This window comes from Treponema sp. UBA7570, assembly GCA_002477955.1.
In the GTDB taxonomy this organism is placed as follows: Bacteria; Spirochaetota; Spirochaetia; order Treponematales; family Treponemataceae; genus Treponema_D.
The window spans coordinates 13,312-33,118 of the sequence record DLLE01000014.1 but is presented as its reverse complement, the minus strand read 5'-3'; the positions used below and the strand labels follow the sequence as shown (position 1 = coordinate 33,118).

At 39.0% G+C, this 19,807-nt stretch carries 20 protein-coding genes and 2 tRNA genes; 14 read left to right on the top strand and 8 right to left on the bottom strand.

Annotated elements, in window-relative coordinates:
* Positions 1-124 precede the first annotated feature (124 nt).
* The 5 genes from B4N75_RS01245 to coaD form a co-directional block, all read right to left on the bottom strand.
* Positions 125-197: transfer RNA gene (locus B4N75_RS01245), tRNA-Gly, on the bottom strand.
* Between the two features lie 72 nt (positions 198-269).
* A complete protein-coding gene (gene rnc / locus B4N75_RS01240) occupies positions 270-1,010 on the bottom strand; it encodes a ribonuclease III (protein WP_296023687.1) in 741 nt (246 codons plus the stop codon).
* An 82-nt stretch (positions 1,011-1,092) separates the two neighbouring features.
* Positions 1,093-1,335, bottom strand: coding sequence for an acyl carrier protein (acpP, locus tag B4N75_RS01235; protein WP_296023683.1), 243 nt, complete (start codon positions 1,333-1,335; stop codon positions 1,093-1,095).
* 73 nt (positions 1,336-1,408) lie between these two features.
* Positions 1,409-1,594 carry a 50S ribosomal protein L32 gene (gene rpmF, locus B4N75_RS01230; RefSeq protein WP_078930023.1) on the bottom strand — a complete coding sequence of 62 codons (186 nt, stop codon included), beginning with the start codon at positions 1,592-1,594 and terminating at the stop codon, positions 1,409-1,411.
* A gap of 160 nt (positions 1,595-1,754) precedes the next feature.
* Positions 1,755-2,234, bottom strand: coding sequence for a pantetheine-phosphate adenylyltransferase (coaD, locus tag B4N75_RS01225; RefSeq protein ID WP_296668282.1), 480 nt, complete (start codon positions 2,232-2,234; stop codon positions 1,755-1,757).
* Positions 2,235-2,325: 91 nt separating this feature from the next.
* Between coaD and B4N75_RS01220 the strand changes: the two genes are divergently transcribed.
* A complete protein-coding gene (locus B4N75_RS01220) occupies positions 2,326-2,877 on the top strand; it encodes a hypothetical protein (RefSeq protein WP_296023673.1) in 552 nt (183 codons plus the stop codon).
* A gap of 121 nt (positions 2,878-2,998) precedes the next feature.
* Positions 2,999-3,721 carry a HEAT repeat domain-containing protein gene (locus B4N75_RS01215; RefSeq protein WP_296668284.1) on the top strand — a complete coding sequence of 241 codons (723 nt, stop codon included), beginning with the start codon at positions 2,999-3,001 and terminating at the stop codon, positions 3,719-3,721.
* Positions 3,722-3,794: 73 nt separating this feature from the next.
* On the opposite strand, the gene B4N75_RS01210 is transcribed toward B4N75_RS01215, so the two are convergent.
* A tRNA-Arg gene (locus B4N75_RS01210) sits at positions 3,795-3,868 on the bottom strand.
* Between the two features lie 99 nt (positions 3,869-3,967).
* Here B4N75_RS01210 and B4N75_RS01205 point away from each other — a divergent pair.
* The 9 genes from B4N75_RS01205 (at position 3,968) to B4N75_RS01165 (ending at position 12,933) form a co-directional block, all read left to right on the top strand.
* Complete coding sequence (locus B4N75_RS01205) at positions 3,968-4,558, top strand: Maf family protein (protein ID WP_296023668.1); 591 nt, start codon at positions 3,968-3,970, stop codon at positions 4,556-4,558.
* 150 nt (positions 4,559-4,708) lie between these two features.
* Positions 4,709-5,572, top strand: coding sequence for a 30S ribosomal protein S2 (gene rpsB / locus B4N75_RS01200; RefSeq protein ID WP_296023666.1), 864 nt, complete (start codon positions 4,709-4,711; stop codon positions 5,570-5,572).
* 14 nt (positions 5,573-5,586) lie between these two features.
* A complete protein-coding gene (tsf, locus tag B4N75_RS01195) occupies positions 5,587-6,423 on the top strand; it encodes a translation elongation factor Ts (RefSeq protein ID WP_296023662.1) in 837 nt (278 codons plus the stop codon).
* A 115-nt stretch (positions 6,424-6,538) separates the two neighbouring features.
* Positions 6,539-7,081, top strand: a complete 543-nt coding sequence (gene frr, locus B4N75_RS01190) for a ribosome recycling factor (protein WP_078930016.1) — start codon at positions 6,539-6,541, stop codon at positions 7,079-7,081.
* A gap of 22 nt (positions 7,082-7,103) precedes the next feature.
* The gene (uppS, locus tag B4N75_RS01185) at positions 7,104-7,826 is read left to right on the top strand and encodes a polyprenyl diphosphate synthase (RefSeq protein ID WP_296668288.1); all 723 of its coding nucleotides are present in this window, start codon (positions 7,104-7,106) and stop codon (positions 7,824-7,826) included.
* 12 nt (positions 7,827-7,838) lie between these two features.
* Complete coding sequence (locus tag B4N75_RS01180; RefSeq protein WP_296706368.1) at positions 7,839-8,690, top strand: phosphatidate cytidylyltransferase; 852 nt, start codon at positions 7,839-7,841, stop codon at positions 8,688-8,690.
* Positions 8,691-8,735: 45 nt separating this feature from the next.
* The gene (gene dxr, locus B4N75_RS01175) at positions 8,736-9,845 is read left to right on the top strand and encodes a 1-deoxy-D-xylulose-5-phosphate reductoisomerase (protein ID WP_296668291.1); all 1,110 of its coding nucleotides are present in this window, start codon (positions 8,736-8,738) and stop codon (positions 9,843-9,845) included.
* 3 nt (positions 9,846-9,848) lie between these two features.
* Positions 9,849-10,970 (top strand): M50 family metallopeptidase, encoded by a 1,122-nt coding sequence (locus B4N75_RS01170; protein ID WP_296706367.1) that lies wholly within the window; start codon positions 9,849-9,851, stop codon positions 10,968-10,970.
* Positions 10,971-10,995: 25 nt separating this feature from the next.
* Positions 10,996-12,933 carry a hypothetical protein gene (locus tag B4N75_RS01165; RefSeq protein WP_296023639.1) on the top strand — a complete coding sequence of 646 codons (1,938 nt, stop codon included), beginning with the start codon at positions 10,996-10,998 and terminating at the stop codon, positions 12,931-12,933.
* Positions 12,934-13,106: 173 nt separating this feature from the next.
* On the opposite strand, the gene glgA is transcribed toward B4N75_RS01165, so the two are convergent.
* Together glgA and B4N75_RS01155 are read right to left on the bottom strand one after the other, a co-directional pair.
* Positions 13,107-14,591, bottom strand: a complete 1,485-nt coding sequence (gene glgA / locus B4N75_RS01160) for a glycogen synthase GlgA (protein ID WP_296668298.1) — start codon at positions 14,589-14,591, stop codon at positions 13,107-13,109.
* Positions 14,592-14,679: 88 nt separating this feature from the next.
* Positions 14,680-15,864: a pyridoxal phosphate-dependent aminotransferase gene (locus tag B4N75_RS01155; RefSeq protein ID WP_296706365.1), complete on the bottom strand. Its 1,185-nt coding sequence runs from the start codon at positions 15,862-15,864 to the stop codon at positions 14,680-14,682.
* A gap of 120 nt (positions 15,865-15,984) precedes the next feature.
* Between B4N75_RS01155 and B4N75_RS01150 the strand changes: the two genes are divergently transcribed.
* From B4N75_RS01150 to B4N75_RS01140, 3 genes are read left to right on the top strand one after another with little or no spacing between them, the layout of a single operon-like run.
* Positions 15,985-16,704, top strand: coding sequence for a DUF6675 family protein (locus tag B4N75_RS01150; RefSeq protein ID WP_296668300.1), 720 nt, complete (start codon positions 15,985-15,987; stop codon positions 16,702-16,704).
* 13 nt (positions 16,705-16,717) lie between these two features.
* On the top strand, positions 16,718-17,959 hold the full coding sequence (gene rlmD, locus B4N75_RS01145) for a 23S rRNA (uracil(1939)-C(5))-methyltransferase RlmD (RefSeq protein ID WP_296668302.1): 1,242 nt from the start codon (positions 16,718-16,720) through the stop codon (positions 17,957-17,959).
* A 19-nt stretch (positions 17,960-17,978) separates the two neighbouring features.
* Positions 17,979-19,739 carry a hypothetical protein gene (locus B4N75_RS01140; RefSeq protein ID WP_296668304.1) on the top strand — a complete coding sequence of 587 codons (1,761 nt, stop codon included), beginning with the start codon at positions 17,979-17,981 and terminating at the stop codon, positions 19,737-19,739.
* The last annotated feature ends 68 nt before the right edge of the window (positions 19,740-19,807 follow it).

The window sequence follows — 19,807 nt, the reverse complement described above, 5'->3', positions numbered from 1 at the left end:
AAAGCCTTTCGCATCCGGCGTAAGAAAAAACTTATGCAAAAAGCCTATTCAAAAATTTCCGCTTTTACCAAAAGACTAATTTAAAATAAAAAAAAAAACTCCTGAAGTGCTCAGGAGTTTTTAGAGCGGTAGAAGGGAGTCGAACCCTCGTCATCAGCTTGGAAGGCTGAGATAATGAGCCGTTATATGACTACCGCACAACTTATGTATTTATAATACCAAGCATTGAATTTTGTGTCAATACTGTTTTTTAAAAATTTTGAAAATTTCTAATTTTTTTTAACTTTCTCCCACGCAAGTTTTGCCGCATTTTGCTCCGCAGCCTTTTTGCTTTTTCCGCTGCACGGACCAAACTCTTCGTCCTTTAAACTTACCTTTACCCAAAAAGTCCTGTCATGGTCCGGACCTGTTTTTTTTACAAGCTCATAAACCGGACATAGTTTCGATTTTTTCTGGTAAAATTCCTGTAAAAGAGTTTTGTAATCTTTTTCACCCTTGTTCTGCTGGACTTTTCGAATTTCAGGAACAATAAGATCAAGTACAAGTTCTTCAGCAGCTTCAAAACCGCTGTCAAGATAGTAAGCTCCGATTATCGCTTCAACACAATCTGCAAGAATAGCGTCCTTGTCGCGTCCTCCGCTCATCTCCTCGCCTTTTCCAAGAATAAGCATCTTGTTTATACCTATTTTTCTCGCAATCGGAGCAAGAGTTTTTTCAGAAACAACAACACTCTTTATTTTAGAAAGATCTCCTTCTGGATTTTCAAACATATCTTCATATAAAAAAGTTGCAGTTGCCATACCAAGCACAGAATCTCCAAGAAACTCAAGCCTTTCATTATTTATATGCTTGCTTGAAGCGTTTTCGTTAGAAAAAGAACGGTGATGAAAAGCCAGATTTAAAAGTTCCAGATTATTGAATTTTATATTAAGGCTTTTACAAAACTCAGAAAGAGCCTTTTTTCTTTCTTCTGAAATATTTGAATTACGAATCTTTCTTTTAATAAACACAACACCCCCCATAAAAAAAATAAACACAGGCTGCTAAGCAAACCTGTGTCCATTCGTTTTATAAAAAACTATAACTGAAAAATTATTTAGATTCTTTTTCAGCTTTGATGAAGTTGTATGCATCACGAACTGTTTCAAATTCGTTTGCTTTTTCATCAGGAATGCTAACGCCAAGCTCCTCTTCGATTGCATAAACCAATTCGTAAGTATCAAGGCTGTCTGCACCGAGATCACCACGGAAAGAAGAATCCAAAGTGATTTTGCTTTCATCGATTTCCAGTTTTTCAGCGATAAGCTTCTGGATTTTGCTGAACAATTCGTCCATTTTTAATCTCCTGTGATTAATTAAGTTAAATTTTCAGAAACTGAAAATTTTCCGTATTGTTAATTCATCCAGACTACTTAACTTCTGGTTTAATTACCTGACGTCCACGGTAGAAACCGCATTTTGGACATACATGATGCTGCAAAACAAGGTTGCCACAGTTCGCACATTCTACCATCTGTGGTGCAACAAGATGCATATTAACACCACGGCGTCTGCGTGTCCGTGCTTTCGAAGTTTTCGCTCTAGGTACTGCCATTTATATAACCTCACTATATGTTTTGTTACTTGTATAACAGACTTAATGTTATATCAGTTCCTGTCTGAATGTCAATTGGATTATACCTGTATTTTTCCATTTGTCAATATTTTTTATGACAATATTACATTTTTTGTCATTTTAACATTCAAATTCTCTGCTATTTCCGATATTTTTTTAAAACCGCCTCGCAAACCACAGGAGGAACCATTCCGCTTATATCTCCGCCAAACTGGGCAAGCTCTTTTATCGAACTAGATTTTACTATTACGTATCTTGTTTCCGTCGGCATAAAAAGAGTTTCAATTTCAGGATTTAAATTGTGGTTTACAAGGGAAAGGTCAAATTCGTACGAAAAATCATTTACATTTCTTATTCCACGAACAAGAACTTTTGCATCGATTTTTCTTGCATATTCAACAACAAGCCTGTCCCATTTATGAACTTCTACATTATGATAAGGCTCTGTCAAAGTTTTAAGCATCAACACACGCTCATCGGCAGTAAAAAGGCTATTTTTGCCAGGATTTTCAGAAACAAGGACATCGATTTTTTCAAAGAGCTTGCTTGCCCTTTCTATTACATTTAAATGTCCATAAGTCGGAGGATCAAAGCTCCCCGGAAAAACTGCAATATTCATGCTTTTCTTTTTATCACGTTTGACGCGAACAGACAAGTGATGTATATTCTTCTCTATGAGAGCAAAAAAACATTTATCCAAGATAGCGATTTTGGCGTTTTCTTTCGTACTAGCAGGTTGCGGCTCAACTCCAATAAAACAGCAGCCAGCAAAAGACGAAAACAAGCCTGTCATCGAAGAAAAAAAAGAAATTCCGCCTGAAAAAGACGAATATCACAAATCTGTCGGAAAACTTACTGTTTCAAAAGACACATTTGAATCAGATAAAGCAGAAATTCTCCGTACTATCGAGATTTTAAAAACGATTATGTCAGATTTTGACTATCAGTCCTGGCTTTTGTATGTGGACAACGAGTCAAAAGCTTATTGGTCAAAACCTGCAAATCTAAAAAAAGCCCAGGGCAAACTGCCTATAAAAGGACTTCAACTCAGAACTCTACAGGATTATTTCAAATACGTATTCGTACCTTCAAGAGCTGGACGAAACATCACAACTATACGCTACGAATCCGAAAATTACATAAAGGCCGTTCAGGTTACAAACCAAGCCTCCTCCGAAACTGAAGAAAAATACACAGTTTACTATTATTTCAATAAAATCGGTGGTCATTGGCAGTTGCACCTGCCGGAAATTGACGGATAGCAGGCACTGTCTTTTTTCAAAGAAAAAATAACTTTTATTGATTTTTGTAAATCATTCAACTATAATTTTAAACGTTTGTATAAAAAGTGCCGATTACTAGAATAAGTCCAAGGGGGATCTAATGAAATCTATAAAATATGCAGCAGCTGCAATTCTTACTGCCTTCGTTTTTACAGTCAGCGCACAGACAAGCGCAGACAACGAATCAAACGTTGAAAGCGAATACCTTAGCAGCATCGAAGACGTTGTAATCACAGAACTTGCAACATCAGAAGAAAGGGACAACAAGCTCGTAGCTCTTCAATATCTTGAAAACGCAGTAAACGAAGGACGCACAACTCCTGATATGATGAAAGCTCTTGACGGTCTTGCAGGGGAAGGAATTGCAAGCCAGTCACGGACAAACGGACGACTTATGAACAACTTTCCAGACATTCGCGCAAAAGCTTGCGATATTCTGGCAAATGTAAAAACAGAAGAATCAAAAAATGCGCTTGTAAAGGTTGCTCTTGCAGACAATGAACCTATGGTAATAACAGCTGCAATCCGTGCCCTTGGAGACATTGGAATCAACGACAACGATGAAGTTTCTGAAACAATCGCCTGGGCTCAGAAGAAAAACGCAGTTTTAAACCCGACTTCTTCATTGGCTCTTGAGGTTTTGATTGCCTATGAAAAAATAGCAGATTCAGTTCAGAACAAAGGTCCTATGATTCAGGCTGTAGGCCAGATTGCCACAAACTATCGCTACGTAACTCCAGTTCGTACCCGTGCCCATGAATTGCTAAAGACTTTACAGGGCGCTCCTTCGTCATCAGACAAGAAAAATAACAACGCAAAATAATCAAGAAAAAAAAGAGAGGCCATCAAAAAAAATTGAAAAGCCTCTCTTTTTTTTATTCAGTTTACCATATTTTTGAGGAATACGTGATTTGAACACGCAACCTTCGGCTCCGGAGGCCGACGCTCTATCCAGTTGAGCTAATTCCTCAGTCTTTTTTTAGAAATACAAGAACAAAAGATATTGATTTCATTCAAAATTGTCAACACAATAACCTGCACAGCCCATTTATAAACCTGGAGGTATCTTATGCAGCCTATAATTCTAGCATCTTCTTCACCAAGACGACAGGAAATTTTAAAACTTATGAACATTCCTTATCAGGTCATAATTCCAAACTGCAAGGAAGAATATCCTGATGATATTGAAATTGAACAGATTCCCGAATTTCTCGCAACAAGAAAAGTAGACGCAGTCATAAGGGCCGCTCCGGCAGGAATTGAGTATCCATGGATTTTAGGAGCAGACACCGTAATTGTAAAAAATAAAAAAATCCTAGGAAAACCGGAAAATCAAGAACAAGCCTTTGAATACTTAAAAAGCCTTCAAGGTTCTACGCATAAAGTTATTACAGGAATTTCGCTTTTTAACAGCGAGCTGCACTACATGAGCAACCGTACATCAATCACAAAAGTAACTTTTTCAAGGATGACTGACGAAGAAATAAAATGGTATATAAGCACAGGCGAATGGCATGGAGCAGCCGGAGGTTACAGAATTCAAGGTCTTGCAAGCTGCTTTATCTCTAAAATCGATGGCACAAACAGCTGTGTTATGGGATTGCCTGTCTTTGAACTTTATGATATATTGAAAGAACAGAATTATTCAATTTTCGAATAATCTGCCGGGACTTGCGAACGGACCGTAGGTATTTATTCGCAGGCTCGTAAATCTTCCGGACGCATTATTATGCGCCTCGAGAAAAAGAGTTCGGTGGAAAAAAATTCATCAAAGCATGAATGCTTTTTTTTCCGGTGAAGGAGACACTTTATGGCAGTTGTAACCATGAAGAGTTTGCTTGAATCAGGTGTACATTTCGGTCACCAGGTTAAGCGTTGGGATCCACGCATGAAGAAATATATCTTCGCACAGCGCAATGGTATCCATATCATCGATTTGCAGAAAACAATCGGTGCTATCAAAGACAGCTATGAAGCTGTTCGCAAAGTTGTAACTTCAGGAAAGTCTGTTCTTTTCGTTGGTACAAAAAAACAGGCACAGCAGGCAGTTCAGAAAGAAGCTGAACGCTGCGGAATGTACTATGTAAACAACCGCTGGCTTGGTGGTATGCTTACAAACTTCTCTACAATCAAAAAGTCACTTCAGCGCCTCAAGAAAATCGAAAAGATGGAAATAGACGGCACATTTGACAATCTTACAAAAAAAGAAGTTGCAAATCTTCTCAAAGAAAAAGAAAAGCTTTCAAAAAACCTTGGTGGCATCAAAGAAATGAAAGAACTCCCAGGAATTCTTTTCATCATCGATACACACAAAGAACAGATTGCTGTTGCAGAAGCCCACCGCATGGGTATTCCTATCGTTGCAGTTGTTGACACAAACTGTAACCCAGAAGGAATCGACTACCCTATTCCAGGAAACGATGACGCAATCCGCGCAATTTCTCTCTTCACTTCTATCATTGCAAACGCAGTTGTAGAAGCAAACAACGAGGAAGGTCTTAAAATTATTGAAACTCTTAACGACGATGAAGAAATCGTTACAGACGCTTCAACAAAAAAAGACGATGAAGAAATCGCAGACTACAGCAACTACACTCCTACTGAGCCAAAAGAAGAAGATGTTGCTGACGACGACAGCGATGATGAAGATCTCGCTGAAAAATTTGACAAATAATCAGGGGAATACAAATGGCATCATTTACAGCTGCTGATGTAAAAGCTCTCCGCGAATCAACAGGAGCAGGTATGCTGGACTGCAAAAAAGCTCTCCAGGATGCAAATGGAAGTATCGCAGAAGCTGAAAAAATCTTAAAAGAAAAAGGTCTTGCCGCCATGGCAAAACGTTCTGACCGTGCAACTGGAGAAGGACGTATCGTCATCAAACAGGAAGGCAACAAAATTGCTATGGTTGAAGTTACTTGTGAAACTGACTTTGTAGCAAACAATGCTGATTTTGGCGCAACTGCTGACAAAGCTGCAGAAATCACTCTTGCAGCAGGAACAGATGAAATCACAGCTGAGCATAAAGCAATCATCGACACAATTGCTATTAAATTCCGCGAAAACATGGCTGTACGCCGTTCTGCTTTCGTCGAAGTTGGAGCAAATGCTGTTGCTGGAACTTATGTTCACTCAGACAAAAAAACAGGTGCGATTGTAGTTGTTGAAGGCTCAACATCTGACGAAGTAAAAGCATTCGCAAAAGACTGCTGCCTTCATCTTGCGGCATTTACACCTACTTACATCACAAAAGATGAAGTACCACAGAGTTACATCGACGAGCAGAAAGAAATTTTTGCCGCACAGATGAACGCTGATGAAAAAATGGCTTCAAAACCACAGAATGTAAAAGACGGCATCCTTAACGGAAAAATCAACAAGCTTCTTGCAGAAAGCTGTTTCGTTGACCAGCCTTTCGTAAAGGACGACAAAGTTACAGTTGCTAAAAAACTTGAAGAAGTTGGAAAGGCAGTTGGTGCAAAACTTTCATTTGGAAAGATTGTTCTTTTCGTTCTCGGTAAATAATTTTTACTGATTAAAAGCGGTTGGATTTTTCTAACCGCTTTTAGTTTTATCAACTAAAATATGGATTCGTGCCTGTTTGGCATGCCGCAACTGCGGTTTTATGGGAGAAATCACTATGGCATTTGACGCTAAAGCAAAAATGGAAAAAACGCTTGAAGGAATTAAAAACGAAATGAACACAATCCGCACGGGTCGTGCTTCTGCCGCTATGTTTGACAAAGTTCGTGTAGATTATTACGGACAGAAATCACCTCTCAATCAGGTTGCTCAGATTTCAATTCCAGAAGCCCGCACTGTTGTAATTTCTCCATTTGATAAAAGCCTTATTTCTGATATTGAAAAAGCAATTTTAGTTGCAGACCTTGGATTAAATCCTTCAAACGATGGAAAAGTAATCCGCATATCAATTCCTGCATTGACTGCCGACCGCAGAAAAGAACTGGTAAAGCAGGCAAAATCAATGGCAGAAAACTACAAAACGACAATCCGCAATGTTCGCCGCGATGGAAATGATGATTTGAAGAAACAGCAGAAAGCCGGAGAAATCACAGAAGATCAGCTCAAAAAAGAAACTGACGATCTTCAGAAGCTCACTGACAAATATATTGCTGAAATTCAGACAGTCTGCGATGCAAAGGAAAAGGAAATTCTTGCTTAATTTTTAGCAGCTCAAAATTCTGATGAATATTGAAGAAATTAAAGCCGGCGGACTTCCAGCTCATGTCGCAATAATCATGGATGGAAACGGACGCTGGGCAAAACAAAGAGGTTTAGCACGCTCTCAAGGCCATAAGGAAGGCTTGAATTCTGCAAAAAGAATAGTAGCTCAAGCCGCATCTTTGGGAATAAAATATATAACTTTATATACTTTCTCAACAGAAAACTGGAAGAGGACGCAGGAAGAAGTCGGCTATCTTATGACTCTCATAAAAGGCCATCTTCGTGCAGAATTCCAGTTTTATAAAGACAATGGCATTAAAATTGAGCACATTGGCGATTTAAGCGGACTCCCAAAAGATGTTCAAAAAGAAATTCTAAATGCAAAAAAAGATACAGAACATTTTACAGGAACAACCTGTGTTCTAGCCATAAATTATGGCAGCCGCGATGAGATTGTCCGCGGAATAAAAAAACTTGTAGAAAATAACGTAAAACCAGAAGATATTACAGAAAAACTTATTTCAGATTCTCTGGATATAAAAGCTCTGCCAGATGTTGATCTAATGATTAGAACAGGTGGCGAAGAACGGCTCAGCAATTTTCTGCTTTGGCAATGTGCTTATGCAGAATTTCTTTTTACCGACACGCTTTGGCCCGATTACACAGAAAATGAATTTATAGAAGATATAATCAAATTTCAAAAACGTAATAGAAGATTTGGCGCAGTTCCAGATCAAAAGTAAACAGGGGAATTTATGAATCGTAAAGTCGTTTCGAGACTTGGAATTTTTTTTATAGGAGTACCTCTTATAATCATGCTGATTCTGTTGAATCAGATGAATCACCTTGCAATCCATATTGTTGTGACAGCGGTTTCGGTTGTTGCAGCCTGCGAATTTTATCATATTCTTGGCCATAATTTTAAATTACAGAACAAACTGCTTGTAATAATTCTTGCAGGAGTTATAGATCTTGCAATGCTTTTGCGCGCAGTTTTTGAATTTGACATTTCTTATGTTGATTTTGTATTTGTGCTCGCAATTTTAATAAGTCTTGCAGTCGAAGTTATTTTGAACAAGACTTTTGAAAATTCAAACAGCCATATAATTACATCGATTTCAATTATTACGTACGCCGGATATTTGCTGACTTTTTTAACACGCATGACATTTCTTAAACATTCACGCCCAGTTTTGATCATGTTTTTGACAATGGTATTCTTTTGCGACTCTTTGGCATGGTTTTTTGGCGTGCTTTTTGGCAAAAACAACAAGGGCTTTATAAAAGCAAGTCCAAATAAAAGCATTGCCGGCTTCTGCGGCGGAATTTTTGGTTCAATTTTGAGCGGAATTTTGAGCTGGTTCTTGTGGAAAAACATTTTTACAGGTTCTGCCGCAAAATTGGTTCTTTTAGGCGCTTTAATTTCAATCACTTCAATTCTTGGAGATTTGGTTGAATCTGTTCTAAAACGCTCTGCAGACTGCAAGGATTCAGGTTCAATAATTCCTGGCCGTGGCGGAATTCTCGATTCAATTGACAGCATCGTTTTTTCAGCTCCTGTATTCTATTTTACAATTACGCATATTTACCCTGCCCTTTTGCAATAAAAAGGACTTTTGTCTGCTTTTTCAGATAATTTTGAAGGAAGGAATATGAAAAAAATTCTCGTCTTAGGCTGCACAGGTTCAATCGGAACAAGCACTATCGATATTTTAAAAAATCATAAAGACCGTTTTGACTGTTGCGGTCTTACAGCAAACAAAAACAAAGAAAAGCTCGAAGAGATTGCAAATTTTTTTGAATGTTCATATTCGCTGACAAGCGAGGAAGGAACAGAAGGAATAAAAAAACTCATAGAAAAAACAAAACCTGATATTGTCGTAAACGGAATTGCAGGAAGCGCAGGGCTTGTTCCAAGTATTTTGGTTTTAGAAGCTGGAATTGACCTTGCTCTTGCCAACAAAGAATCTGTCGTCATGGCAGGTCCTGTTATTTTTGAAATGGCAAAAAAAAGCGGCAGCAGGATTCTTCCGGTAGACAGCGAACACTCGGCAATTTTTACCCTTCTTAACAATTGTGGCGGCTCTAAAAATGTAGGACAACTTATAATTACTGCAAGCGGAGGACCTTTTAGAACATGGCCATCTGAAAAAATTGCAAATGCAACTCTAAAAGACGCGCTAAAACATCCGACCTGGAACATGGGAACAAAAATTACAGTTGACTCTGCAACATTGGGAAACAAGGGGCTTGAAGTTATTGAAGCAAAACGGCTCTTTGGATTTGACACAAAGCAGATAGAAGTAGTTGTCCATCCGGAAAGCATAATTCACTCTCTTGTAAGAACAAACGATGGAATTGTTTATGCCCAGTTAAGCGAGCCGGACATGAAGCATCCGATTATTCAGGCGCTTGACTGGCCGGAAGTAAAGCATAATTTTATGAAACCTTTTGACCTTACAGACACTGCAACAAGTTCAAGAACCTTAACTTTCGAAAAACCAAGAATGGACGATTTTCCTCTTTTAAAGCTTGCATTTAAGGCGGCAGAAAAAGACAACAGTCATCCGATTGCTTTTAATGCGGCAAATGAAATAGCAGCCTGGGCATTTATTGACGGGAAAATCCGTTTTGAAAAAATTGCAAAGATTGTTGAAAAAGTTATGGAAAATGAAGATGAATGGAACAGTCCTGTCCGCGACACAAAGGATATTTTTGAAGCAGACAGCATGGCACGTTTAATTGCAAAAAAACTGGTATAAAAAATGCTGTTAAAAATAGTTTATGGTCTTATAATTCTTGGAGTTATTGTTTTTCTGCATGAAGGCGGTCATTTTTTGGCTGCAATCTTGTGCGGAGTTAAGGTCGAAGCGTTTTCGATCGGAATGGGTCCTGTACTTTTACACAAAAAAATTAAAAACATAGACTGGAGGATCTCGCTTTTGCCTCTCGGCGGATATTGCTCAATGAAAGGCGAAAATGATTTTTCGGACGAGAATTCTTCTTGTGATTTTGTTGAATATGACAAAGACTCGTTTTACGGAGTTTCGCCATTAAAACGTGCGGCAATCGCTTTTGCAGGTCCTCTGGCAAACCTTCTTCTGACTTTTTTTTCATTTTTTATTGTTGCCCTTGTAGGTTTTACATATTGGTCTGCTTCCAGCAAAATTACTCTGGCAAATGAAGTTTATCCGGAAATTGTTTCTCCGGCCGCCGAAGCAGGTCTTTGCAGCGGAGATGAAATAACTCAAATTAATTCTGAAAAAATAAACGATTTTTCTGAACTTTACGAGTTTGTTGCAACTCATCCCGATGAGGATTTAAAAGTCAAAGTCTTGAGAAACGGAATTCAAATGGATTTTTTGGTTCATTCACAACTTGACAGACAAACCGGCGCAGGAAAAATCGGCGTAATAAGCATGCCTGAAACAAGCGCCAAGAGAGAAGCAAAACGCTATGGATTTTTTGGAGCGATTGTTCAAGGCGGAAAAGAAACATGGAAAATTTTCAGGGCATCTTTGACGGGAATTGCAAGTCTTTTTAAAGGCGTAAAAATTACGCAGGCAGTAAGCGGACCTGCCTCAATTACGACAATGCTTGGAGAAACAGTAAAAGAAAGTTTTTCCGCCGGTTTTAGGACAGGCCTTTCCTCCGTTTTGAATTTTGTCGCATTAATCAGCATTTCGCTTTTTATAATGAACCTTTTGCCAATTCCAGTTTTGGACGGCGGATTGATTTTTTTCTCGCTCATAGAAGCAATTTTCCGTATCCGTATTTCACCAAAAGTTCGTTATCGTGTACAATATGTTGGACTTGCCTTTATTGCTTTTTTATTTGTAATTGCGGTTATAGGCGACTTCAATTATTTTATGAGAACTGCAAGATAAACCTAAGAAAATTTTGAGGATTTCGATGAAAAACAAAAGAATTTGCGTTTCAATTTTATTCACTTTTTTTGCCGGGGCATTAATTTTTGCGCAGAGCCATGTTTCGACCCAGGCGCATGACTCTACAGTTACAGGGCTTGCTGTCCTAGAAGCTTCCGAAAGTGAACAAAATACAGTCTTTAGCGTCGGACAAGACGGTTTTATAATTAAATGGACAGAAGATTCTTTGGGTGAACACTATCAGGTTACAGACCTTGCAATAAAAATGGTTGCAAGAAGTCCGAACGGAAACGATATTGCAATTTACGAAACGGACGGCGCCGCAACAAATATGGTAAGCGTATGGAATTTTAAAACCCTTACAAGAAAATGCGCATTTACATTCGGAACACCAATCACTTCTCTTTCTTATTCTGCGAAAGGAACTTACGTTTTGTGCGGAACTGCAAGCGCAAAAGGAACTTATTTTTTAAATACGCAGAACAACACAATCACTTCAAAAAAACTAAAGGAAAGCACAGGACCTGTGAGCATGGTTATAACTAGCAATTCTGAAAATTCGGCCGTCGCATATTCTCCGACAGGCTCTTTAAGCTATTACAATATACGCAACGGCGAAAAAAAGGCGAAATTTTCTACAGAACCAGGTTTAAGCCAGGCTTGCATGTTCAACAACAATGTTTTTCTTGCAGGATATAAAGACGGAAGCATCTATGTAATTCAGGCAGTAACAGGAAAAACACTTGAAAAATTTTCAATTGCGGGAAAAGAGCCTGTTATTTTCAGTTCAAACAGTTATGAAAATCTTTATTACATTGTAAATGAAAAAAGACAATTTAAAATGTACCTTATAAAAAACGACAGAAATAAAGATGTAATTGCCCCACAGCTTATCCGGACATTTACCGGTTTAAAAAACGATGAATCTATCGTCTGCGCAGATATTACAGCTTCTGGAACAATATTTGCCGGAACAAACCAGGGAAATCTGTATAAATTCGACAACTCGATTGCCGAACGCGTCGATGTTCTTCAGTCTATGAGCGACAACATGTATAATCATATATACGATGTAGCCTCTGCCGGAGAAAATTTTTATTTTCTGACGCCTTCATCAATCGTTCTTTCTTCTTACGACAACGGCGCTGTAGACTTAAAGGGAACCAATCCCGGACATACGAATATAATCTCTTACAACGAAGCTGGCGTAATTCTTTGGACAAAAGATTCAAGAAAAGCAGTTCAGTTTTTTGATTTTACAACAGGAACGGCTTCTGCAATCTTTACTCCGGAAAATAATCTAAAATCTTTAAAGCTCTACGGAAATTATCTTTTATCAATAGAAGGAAGCTCTACTGTAAACCGCTATTCGATAGAATCAAAGACAAAGGAAAACCTTTACAATGGAGCAGGAATTCAAGACGCGCTCCTTTATAACGAAACAGACCTTTATGTAGCAAAGACTTCTGCAACAACTCCGGCAGTTCCGCTTTTATACGTAAATACAAAAACTAAAGAAACTGTTCCACTTAATTTGAAAGGAAACGTAGCATACGCGCTTTCTTTCGACCCTTCTGTTGCAAAACCGGAAATCTACGGAATTATAATCGGAACTGACTCACAGAACAGACCTCTTACATCTGTTTTTTCTTATAATCCGGAAACAAAATATTCAAAGCACTTGCTTGAAGAACATTCAGAAGATCCGAATGCAATCTGTTACCTGTCTTATCCTGTTTTATACACGAACATGGGCAAATCAAGAATTCGCTCCTATAACCTAATGGCAAAGCGAAATTTTGAATACAAACGATCTGCCTCCCTGCCTGTAAAAATTGCAAAAAACAGAACTAGGCTTGTTGTTTTGAACAAAGACGGTTCTGTAAGCTGGTACAATCCTGATATGAATGCAGTTATTGCCGACTGGTATCTGACCATAAACGGCGAATGGTTTGAATTTTAATAAAAAAGCCTCTCTGAATTAACAGAAAGGCGCGAAAAATAGTCTTTTATTTGGAAGAAAAATTCTAGCCCGGATCGTCACGGAAAGACCGCAGGAACCGGCATTTTGCCGGTTCCGAGGACTTGCAGAAAGAGCCGGACGCGGGCAGGGAATGCGCTTTCCTCAAAAAAAATTTAAAGTTTTATTCCACAGCCGCGCAAAAGCGCTTCTTTGTAGACTTTCTCATACTGACGGCAGCTTTTTGTCCACGTAAAGTCCTGCTCCATTGCACGTTTTTGCATTTGCCTGATGTGATCTTTTTTGTTGTAATAAGCATAAACCGCCCAGCCTACAGTGTCATAAACTGCCTGCGGAGTAAGATTATCGAACATAAAGCCAGTTCCTTCACCAGTCTGCTCATTGTAATTTTGGACAGTATCCGCAAGACCGCCCGTGCGACGAACAATTGGAAGAGTTCCGTAAAGCTCTGAGTAAAGCTGATTAAGCCCGCAAGGCTCGTACTGGCTTGGCATGAGAAAAAAATCGGCCCCGGCTTCGATTAAATGGCTGAGTTTTTCGTTGTAACCAATTTTTGCACGGAAATTTGGAAGTTTTCCCTGAAGCGAATTGATTTCGTCTTCTGCCCAGCGCTCACCGCTTCCCAAAAGAACGACCTGGACATCTAAGGATCTACAAATTCCCCACAAGCATCCGTAATTTGGCGCAATAACTTCTGCAATCCCCTTTTGGCTTACAAGGCGGCCAATCATGGCAATTACAGGAACATCATCCCTTTCTGGAAGTCCAAAATACTGCTGCAGGGCTTTTTTACATTCGGCTTTTCCGGACATATCCTTTGAAGAAAAATTCGCAGGAAGAGCGGCATCTTTTTCAGGATTCCAAATTTCTGTATCAACTCCATTTACAATACCCTTCACAACATCGCTTCTGACGCGCAACAAGCCGTCAAGCCCAAATCCGCCTTCTGGAGTCTGGATTTCGCGCGCATATGTCGGACTTACTGTCGTTACCATGTCGGCAGAAGAAATTCCGGCCTGCAAAAAGTTAATTGCGCCGTTTCGTTCAAATCCTGCCCCATAGTAAAGATTCCAGTCAATTCCTAAATCGTTGAATTTGTCTTTTCCGTAAACACCCTGATAGCCCATATTATGAATCGTAAAGACAGACGCTGTTTTTTTAAATGCTTCCTGTGTACGGCAAACATGCTTTACAAGAACTGGAGCGAGGGCTGCCGACCAGTCGTGGGCATGGACAATATCCGGAAACCATCCCAATTTGTTGCAAACCTGAAGAGCGCCGTGGCACAAAAGGCTGAACCGATACGGGTTGTCAAAAAAATCAGGCTCGGACTTTGTTCCATAAACTCCATCGCGCCCAAAACAGTTTTCATGGTCCAGAAAATACACGTTTACTTTTTCAAAACCAGGAAGAGTTGTCGTATAGACTGCTGTCCATTCCTGGCCTGTTCCGACTGGAACTCCGAGAGGACCTTCGAGCTTTTGAAGTTTTTTTCGGTCGATTTTATAGTAGCGCGGCATTACGATTTTTACATCGTGGCCGAGTTTGCTCAAACTGCCTGCAAGAGCCGAAACAGCGTCTGCCAGTCCGCCAGTTTTTGCAAAAGGAACCGCTTCTGCACTTACCATTAAGATTTTCATTTTCACATCTCCCATAATAAGAAAATTTGCAACTCAAACTTTTAAAGATAAAAACAGACGCCATTTTCGTCTGTTTTTATCTTGTCTCCTATTTAGCCGCTGCGATAAAGGCTTTTTCAGAATTGACAATAGTTTTTTCGCTTACGCAATATGCAAGACGGAAATAGCCTTTTTTTCCAAAACCGTTTCCTGGAGCACTCAAAATAAAAAATTTTTTTAAATAATCGCAGAATGCGCTATCGTCATCATTCCATCGGGAAGGAACTTTTACAAAAAGATAGAACGCTCCCTGAGGACGGCAATATTCAAATCCAGCCTTGTCCAAAATTGCCATTAAAAGGTCGCGACGACGGGCATAAGAAGAATAATCGACTTTTGCATTCCATGATTTTGCAACAACTTTCTGAAAAAACGCAGGCGCATTTACACAGCCTAAAGTGCGGAGGCAGAAAGTGCAGGCAGAAATAAATTCATCAGAATCCTCACATTTTGGATTTACAGCAATATATCCGATTCTCTCGCCTGGAATCGAAAGGTCTTTTGCGAAACTTGAAACAACTACAGCGTTTTCGTACTTTGGAAATACCGGCGGAACTTTTGCTCCATCATAAACAATCGCACGATAAGGCTCATCGCAGATAAGACAAGGCATTCTTCCGCAAGAATTTCCATGTTTTTTAAGAGCGGCCGCAAGTTCTTCAATATCGCTTTCAGAATAAATTTTCCCGGTCGGATTATTCGGTGTATTGATTAAAACAGCCGCGGTTTTTAGAGAAAGCATTTTTTCGATTGCAGGAACATCAAGCGAAAAATCAGATTTTGAAGGAACTTCAATCAATTTTCCGCCGAAATTTGCGACATAGTGCCTGTATTCCGCAAAAAAAGGAGCAGGAACAATCACTTCATCGCCCAAACTTAAAATCGACTTAAAAACGCAGTTTAGAGCGCTCGCCGCTCCCACAGTCATTACGATATTTTTTTCTTCGAGTTTAACAGTCTGTTCGCCACTCACCTTTTCTGCCATTGCAAGCCTTGTCTCAGGATAGCCGGCATTTGGCATATAGCCGTGGCAGCCATGCGTTGTGTCTTTTGCAACTTCTAAAATTGCATCAACAACTTCTTTTGGAGGATCCAAATCAGGATTTCCGAGCGAAAAATCAAAAACGTTGTCATCGCCATACTTTTTTTTTAGAAGAATTCCTTCCTCAAACATTTTTCTTATTACAGAGGCGCCTTTTGAATTTATTGTTTCTTTTATTTTTGGAGCTATCATAGTGGAAGCATTATAGCACAAAACACAAGAATTTTGTAACTTATTGAGAAAAATGAAGTTTTTTGTTATATTCGCAAGAAGAAGCATGCGCCGTACCAGCGATGATTTTATGGGAGCCTTATGAAAAAATCTTTTCTTTTTAGAACAATTTTTGCCTTTGCCGCCTTATTTTCTGTCCAGGCAGAAATTTTCAATTCAAAACTTTCTTCTGACGAAAAGCAAAAACTCGAAACCGGCGAAGTTTTAATCAGAAACATAAATTCAATGAAAGACGTTTGCGTCAAGCAAAACGATTCTTCTTCAAGAATTTTGGCAACAATGAAAAAACTTGATCCATCTTTTGTTGCAGAAGTAATTCAAATCCGTCCAGTCGAAGGAAACGAAAATTTAATCGAAGAAATAGACTCGGCTTTGTGCAACATCGGTGATTACGTAGGAATTCCTTATTTTTCTGACAGGCAGCAAAAATGGTACGAACTGTATTCTTCTGCCGAAATAAAAAAGATTACCGAAGAAGAAAAAAATAAACAGATTGACTGCATTCTCGAAATGTCGCTTTTCGGAAAATTCAACTCACAGATAAACGTAACAAAAGATGAAAATTTTTATTTTTATGAACTTAAGAACATGGAAAACCTGATTTACCACGAAAAATTTACCGCGGTAAAATCGAAAAAAATGGTTTCATGCATTACAGTTTTCCGCGACGGCGACAACTGGATTCTTTATGCAATCGGCGGAGTTGACGTTCCAAAACTTTGGTTCTTAAAAGACAGAATCGAAACTTCGTTCATGAATAGAATTAAAACTTTCTGCAACTTTATTTTCTCAAAAATCTAATTGAGCTTAAAAAATGGAAAAAATCACTGTAATTCCAGAAAAAATGGTCTTTGGCGGAAGCTGTCTTGCAAAAGCAAACGGAAAAAACGTATTCATTCCGTACGCAATTCCAGGAGAAAAAATTGAAGTTTCGATAAAAAAAACTTTCCGCGATTACGATATTGCAGAAATTGAAAAAGTTATCGAGCCTTCAGTTCACCGTCAGCTGCCTTTTTGCCCTCTTTACGGAAAATGCGGCGGCTGCAACATGCAGCACATTGATATTGATTTTCAGCGCGAGCTACGGAAACAAATGCTTGCAGACTGTTTTGAACGGGAAGGAATAAAAGTTCCAGAAATTGAAACGATCTCTGGAGAACCGGCAAATTACCGTTCAAGAATCCAGCTTACTGACGGCGGATTTAACGAAAAGCAGACAAACAATATTCTTAAGCTCGACTTCTGCCCGATTGCAACCGACGAAATAAATTCTTACCTTAAAAATGTAACACAAGAACAAAGACCTTTAGGGCGAGTTCATTTTTTTGGAGACAAAAGAATTGTTCCGTCTGCGCAAAATGAATACGACCATCTTGTAATTGCAGATGAAACAAAAAAAGAGCTCTGGGCTTCAAAACAAGTCGGAAAATCAAGAAAAAAGGCAAAAAACAAAGTAAGGCGGCGTTTTGCAGGCACGCTGGCCGACACAAAAAACAACTGCACTGTCTGCATTTCAGGAAAACAAATTGAATTTGATGTGCAGGGATTTTTTCAGTCGAATATGGACGTCCTCGAAAAAACAATAAAGGCTGTAACGTTCAATATGGGCGGAGAAAATGTTCTTGACATGTACTGCGGAGCTGGAACTTTTTCGGTTTTTCTTGCGGATATTTTTAAAAAGACAACCTTGGTCGAGCACAACAGGGACGCGCTTGTCCACGCAGAAGTTAACATGGCAGGAAAAGCGCACGAAACTTACGGCTTGAGCGGAAGCCGCTGGGTCAAAGAAAACGCGCCGATGATTCTTGAAAAAAACGGACCTTTTGACGCAGTTGTAATCGATCCGCCGCGCTCAGGAATGGAAAAAGATGTATGTTCCTGGCTTTGCAAAAACAAGACAGCCCAAATAAGAAGCATTTCCTGCGATCCGGCAACACAGGCACGCGACGCATCTTATTTGATAAAATCCGGCTACAAACTGACAAAACTCTACCTGCTCGACTTTTATCCGCAGACTTCCCATATAGAAAGCCTTGCATATTTTGAGTTTGTTTAATCCGGCTGATAAAATAAATATGAATAAAAAAAAATCGTCAAAAAAAATAAGCATTTTTCTTTTTCTGATTATATTTTCTTCAGAAAAGTTTTTTTCGCAGACCGCGCTTTATCAAACAGATTTGTCAACATTGACTCCGTCCTGGCAAACTGTTATTGGAGGCGAAATTGTCGCTCCTCCGGTCGAAACTTCCTATGGTTTTGCAGCAGTAACGGACGGCAGAATAATAAGCGCCTTTACCCAAAAAGGCGTAATTCTCTGGCAAAAAAGCATAAAAGGCAAAAGCGAAAGATTTTTTTCTTCATGGAACGATTTTTTAATTGCAGTTACGGATAAATCCGTCTTAAACTTTATAAATCCAGGCGGAACTTTTCTTTGGAGCGTAGACTGCGGTTTTGAAATAACACAGAATCCCTTTGTTGGACGTGATGGAAGAATTTTTGTACAAGGCAAAAAAAATATTGCCTGCTACGGATTAAAAGGAAGCCAAAAATGGAAACTTGAGCTGAAAGAAAATGCTGTTTTTTCGACAAGCGAGCTCCCAGACGGAAGCCTTGTTTTCTTCTTTGATCAGACAGACGACGGAAAAACACACGGTTTCAGGCTCAGTCCATTTGGAGAAGTTTTGGAAGAAATCACTTTTGCAGGCAAAATTTCAGCAAAATCATCCTGTTCCGACGGAATTTTAATGGCGTTTGAAGACGGCTCCGCAGGACTTTTTGCAGAAAGCAAAACAAATTCTGTTTCAAAATGGGTTTTAAAAGGCGAAACCCAAAATTCACCAGTAAAAAAAATAATCTGCGGTCAAAAAACTTCCGCGCTTCTTTATAACAAAGGCACAGAACTAAAAATTAAAACCGTAGAAAATTCAACCGGCCGCCTTATTTCTGAATTTTCCGGCGGAATTATGAGCCTTTTTGATGCAGTTTTTTTGCGGCCGACAGCCAGAGGATTTTTTATAAGCAGCAGCTTTAAAGCAATTGAATTTGACGAAAGCGGAAACATTTTTTGGGAAGCAAAACTGCCTTCTAAAGCAACATGGAATTTCGTCACATATACAAGTTCAAACCAACTTTTTTTGTGCATGAAAAACTGGGTTTTAAATGCTTTTGTCATGTCCCAGAGCGTCGGAAACAAAAAAATCGTGAGCCAGACAAAAAAAACATATACAGTTCCTTCAAAAAATATTCAGAGTTTTGACGGAATAGTTTATTCTCCGGTTCCGCTTTCGCGAATTGAAGAAATTCAGGCAGCCTTTCAAAAAAAAGATTTCTTTCAAAAAGAAAAAACTATGACCGAAGAACTTCAGGAACTTTCACAGTCCTATCTTTCCGAGCTTCTTGAAAAAAACAGAAATCCGCACGAAGACAAGTCGTTTTATTCAAGCAACCCTATTTATACACAGAAATTTCTAGAGGCAATGAGCTATACCGAATCAAACATTTTTGTTTCAGATTTTGCAAATTTTCTTGAACTTGAAGAAGATCCTTTTTTGCTAAACATTTTGGTTCAGAATTCTGCAAATCTTGGCTATGACGAAAGCGGACAGATTTTAAAGGCCTACGAAATTGTTATAGAAAAAAAACTTCAAAAAAAAGATGTAAAGCTTGCAAAGCTTCTGTGCGATTCAACTTACAAAATCGTTGCCTTTACGGGCAGACCGGCGCTCTACCGCCAGGGAAAACAGATTCTTTCAAATTTCATGACAGACCGTTTTGACAGACAAGTGCGAAACTATGCAGGCGAAACTTTTACAAAAATTCTTAAACTTGAACTTTAACGCGTGAAAAATCATAATCTTTGTGATAAAATATTCAAAAATCTTTATTTTGCAGACAGCGTCTTCAT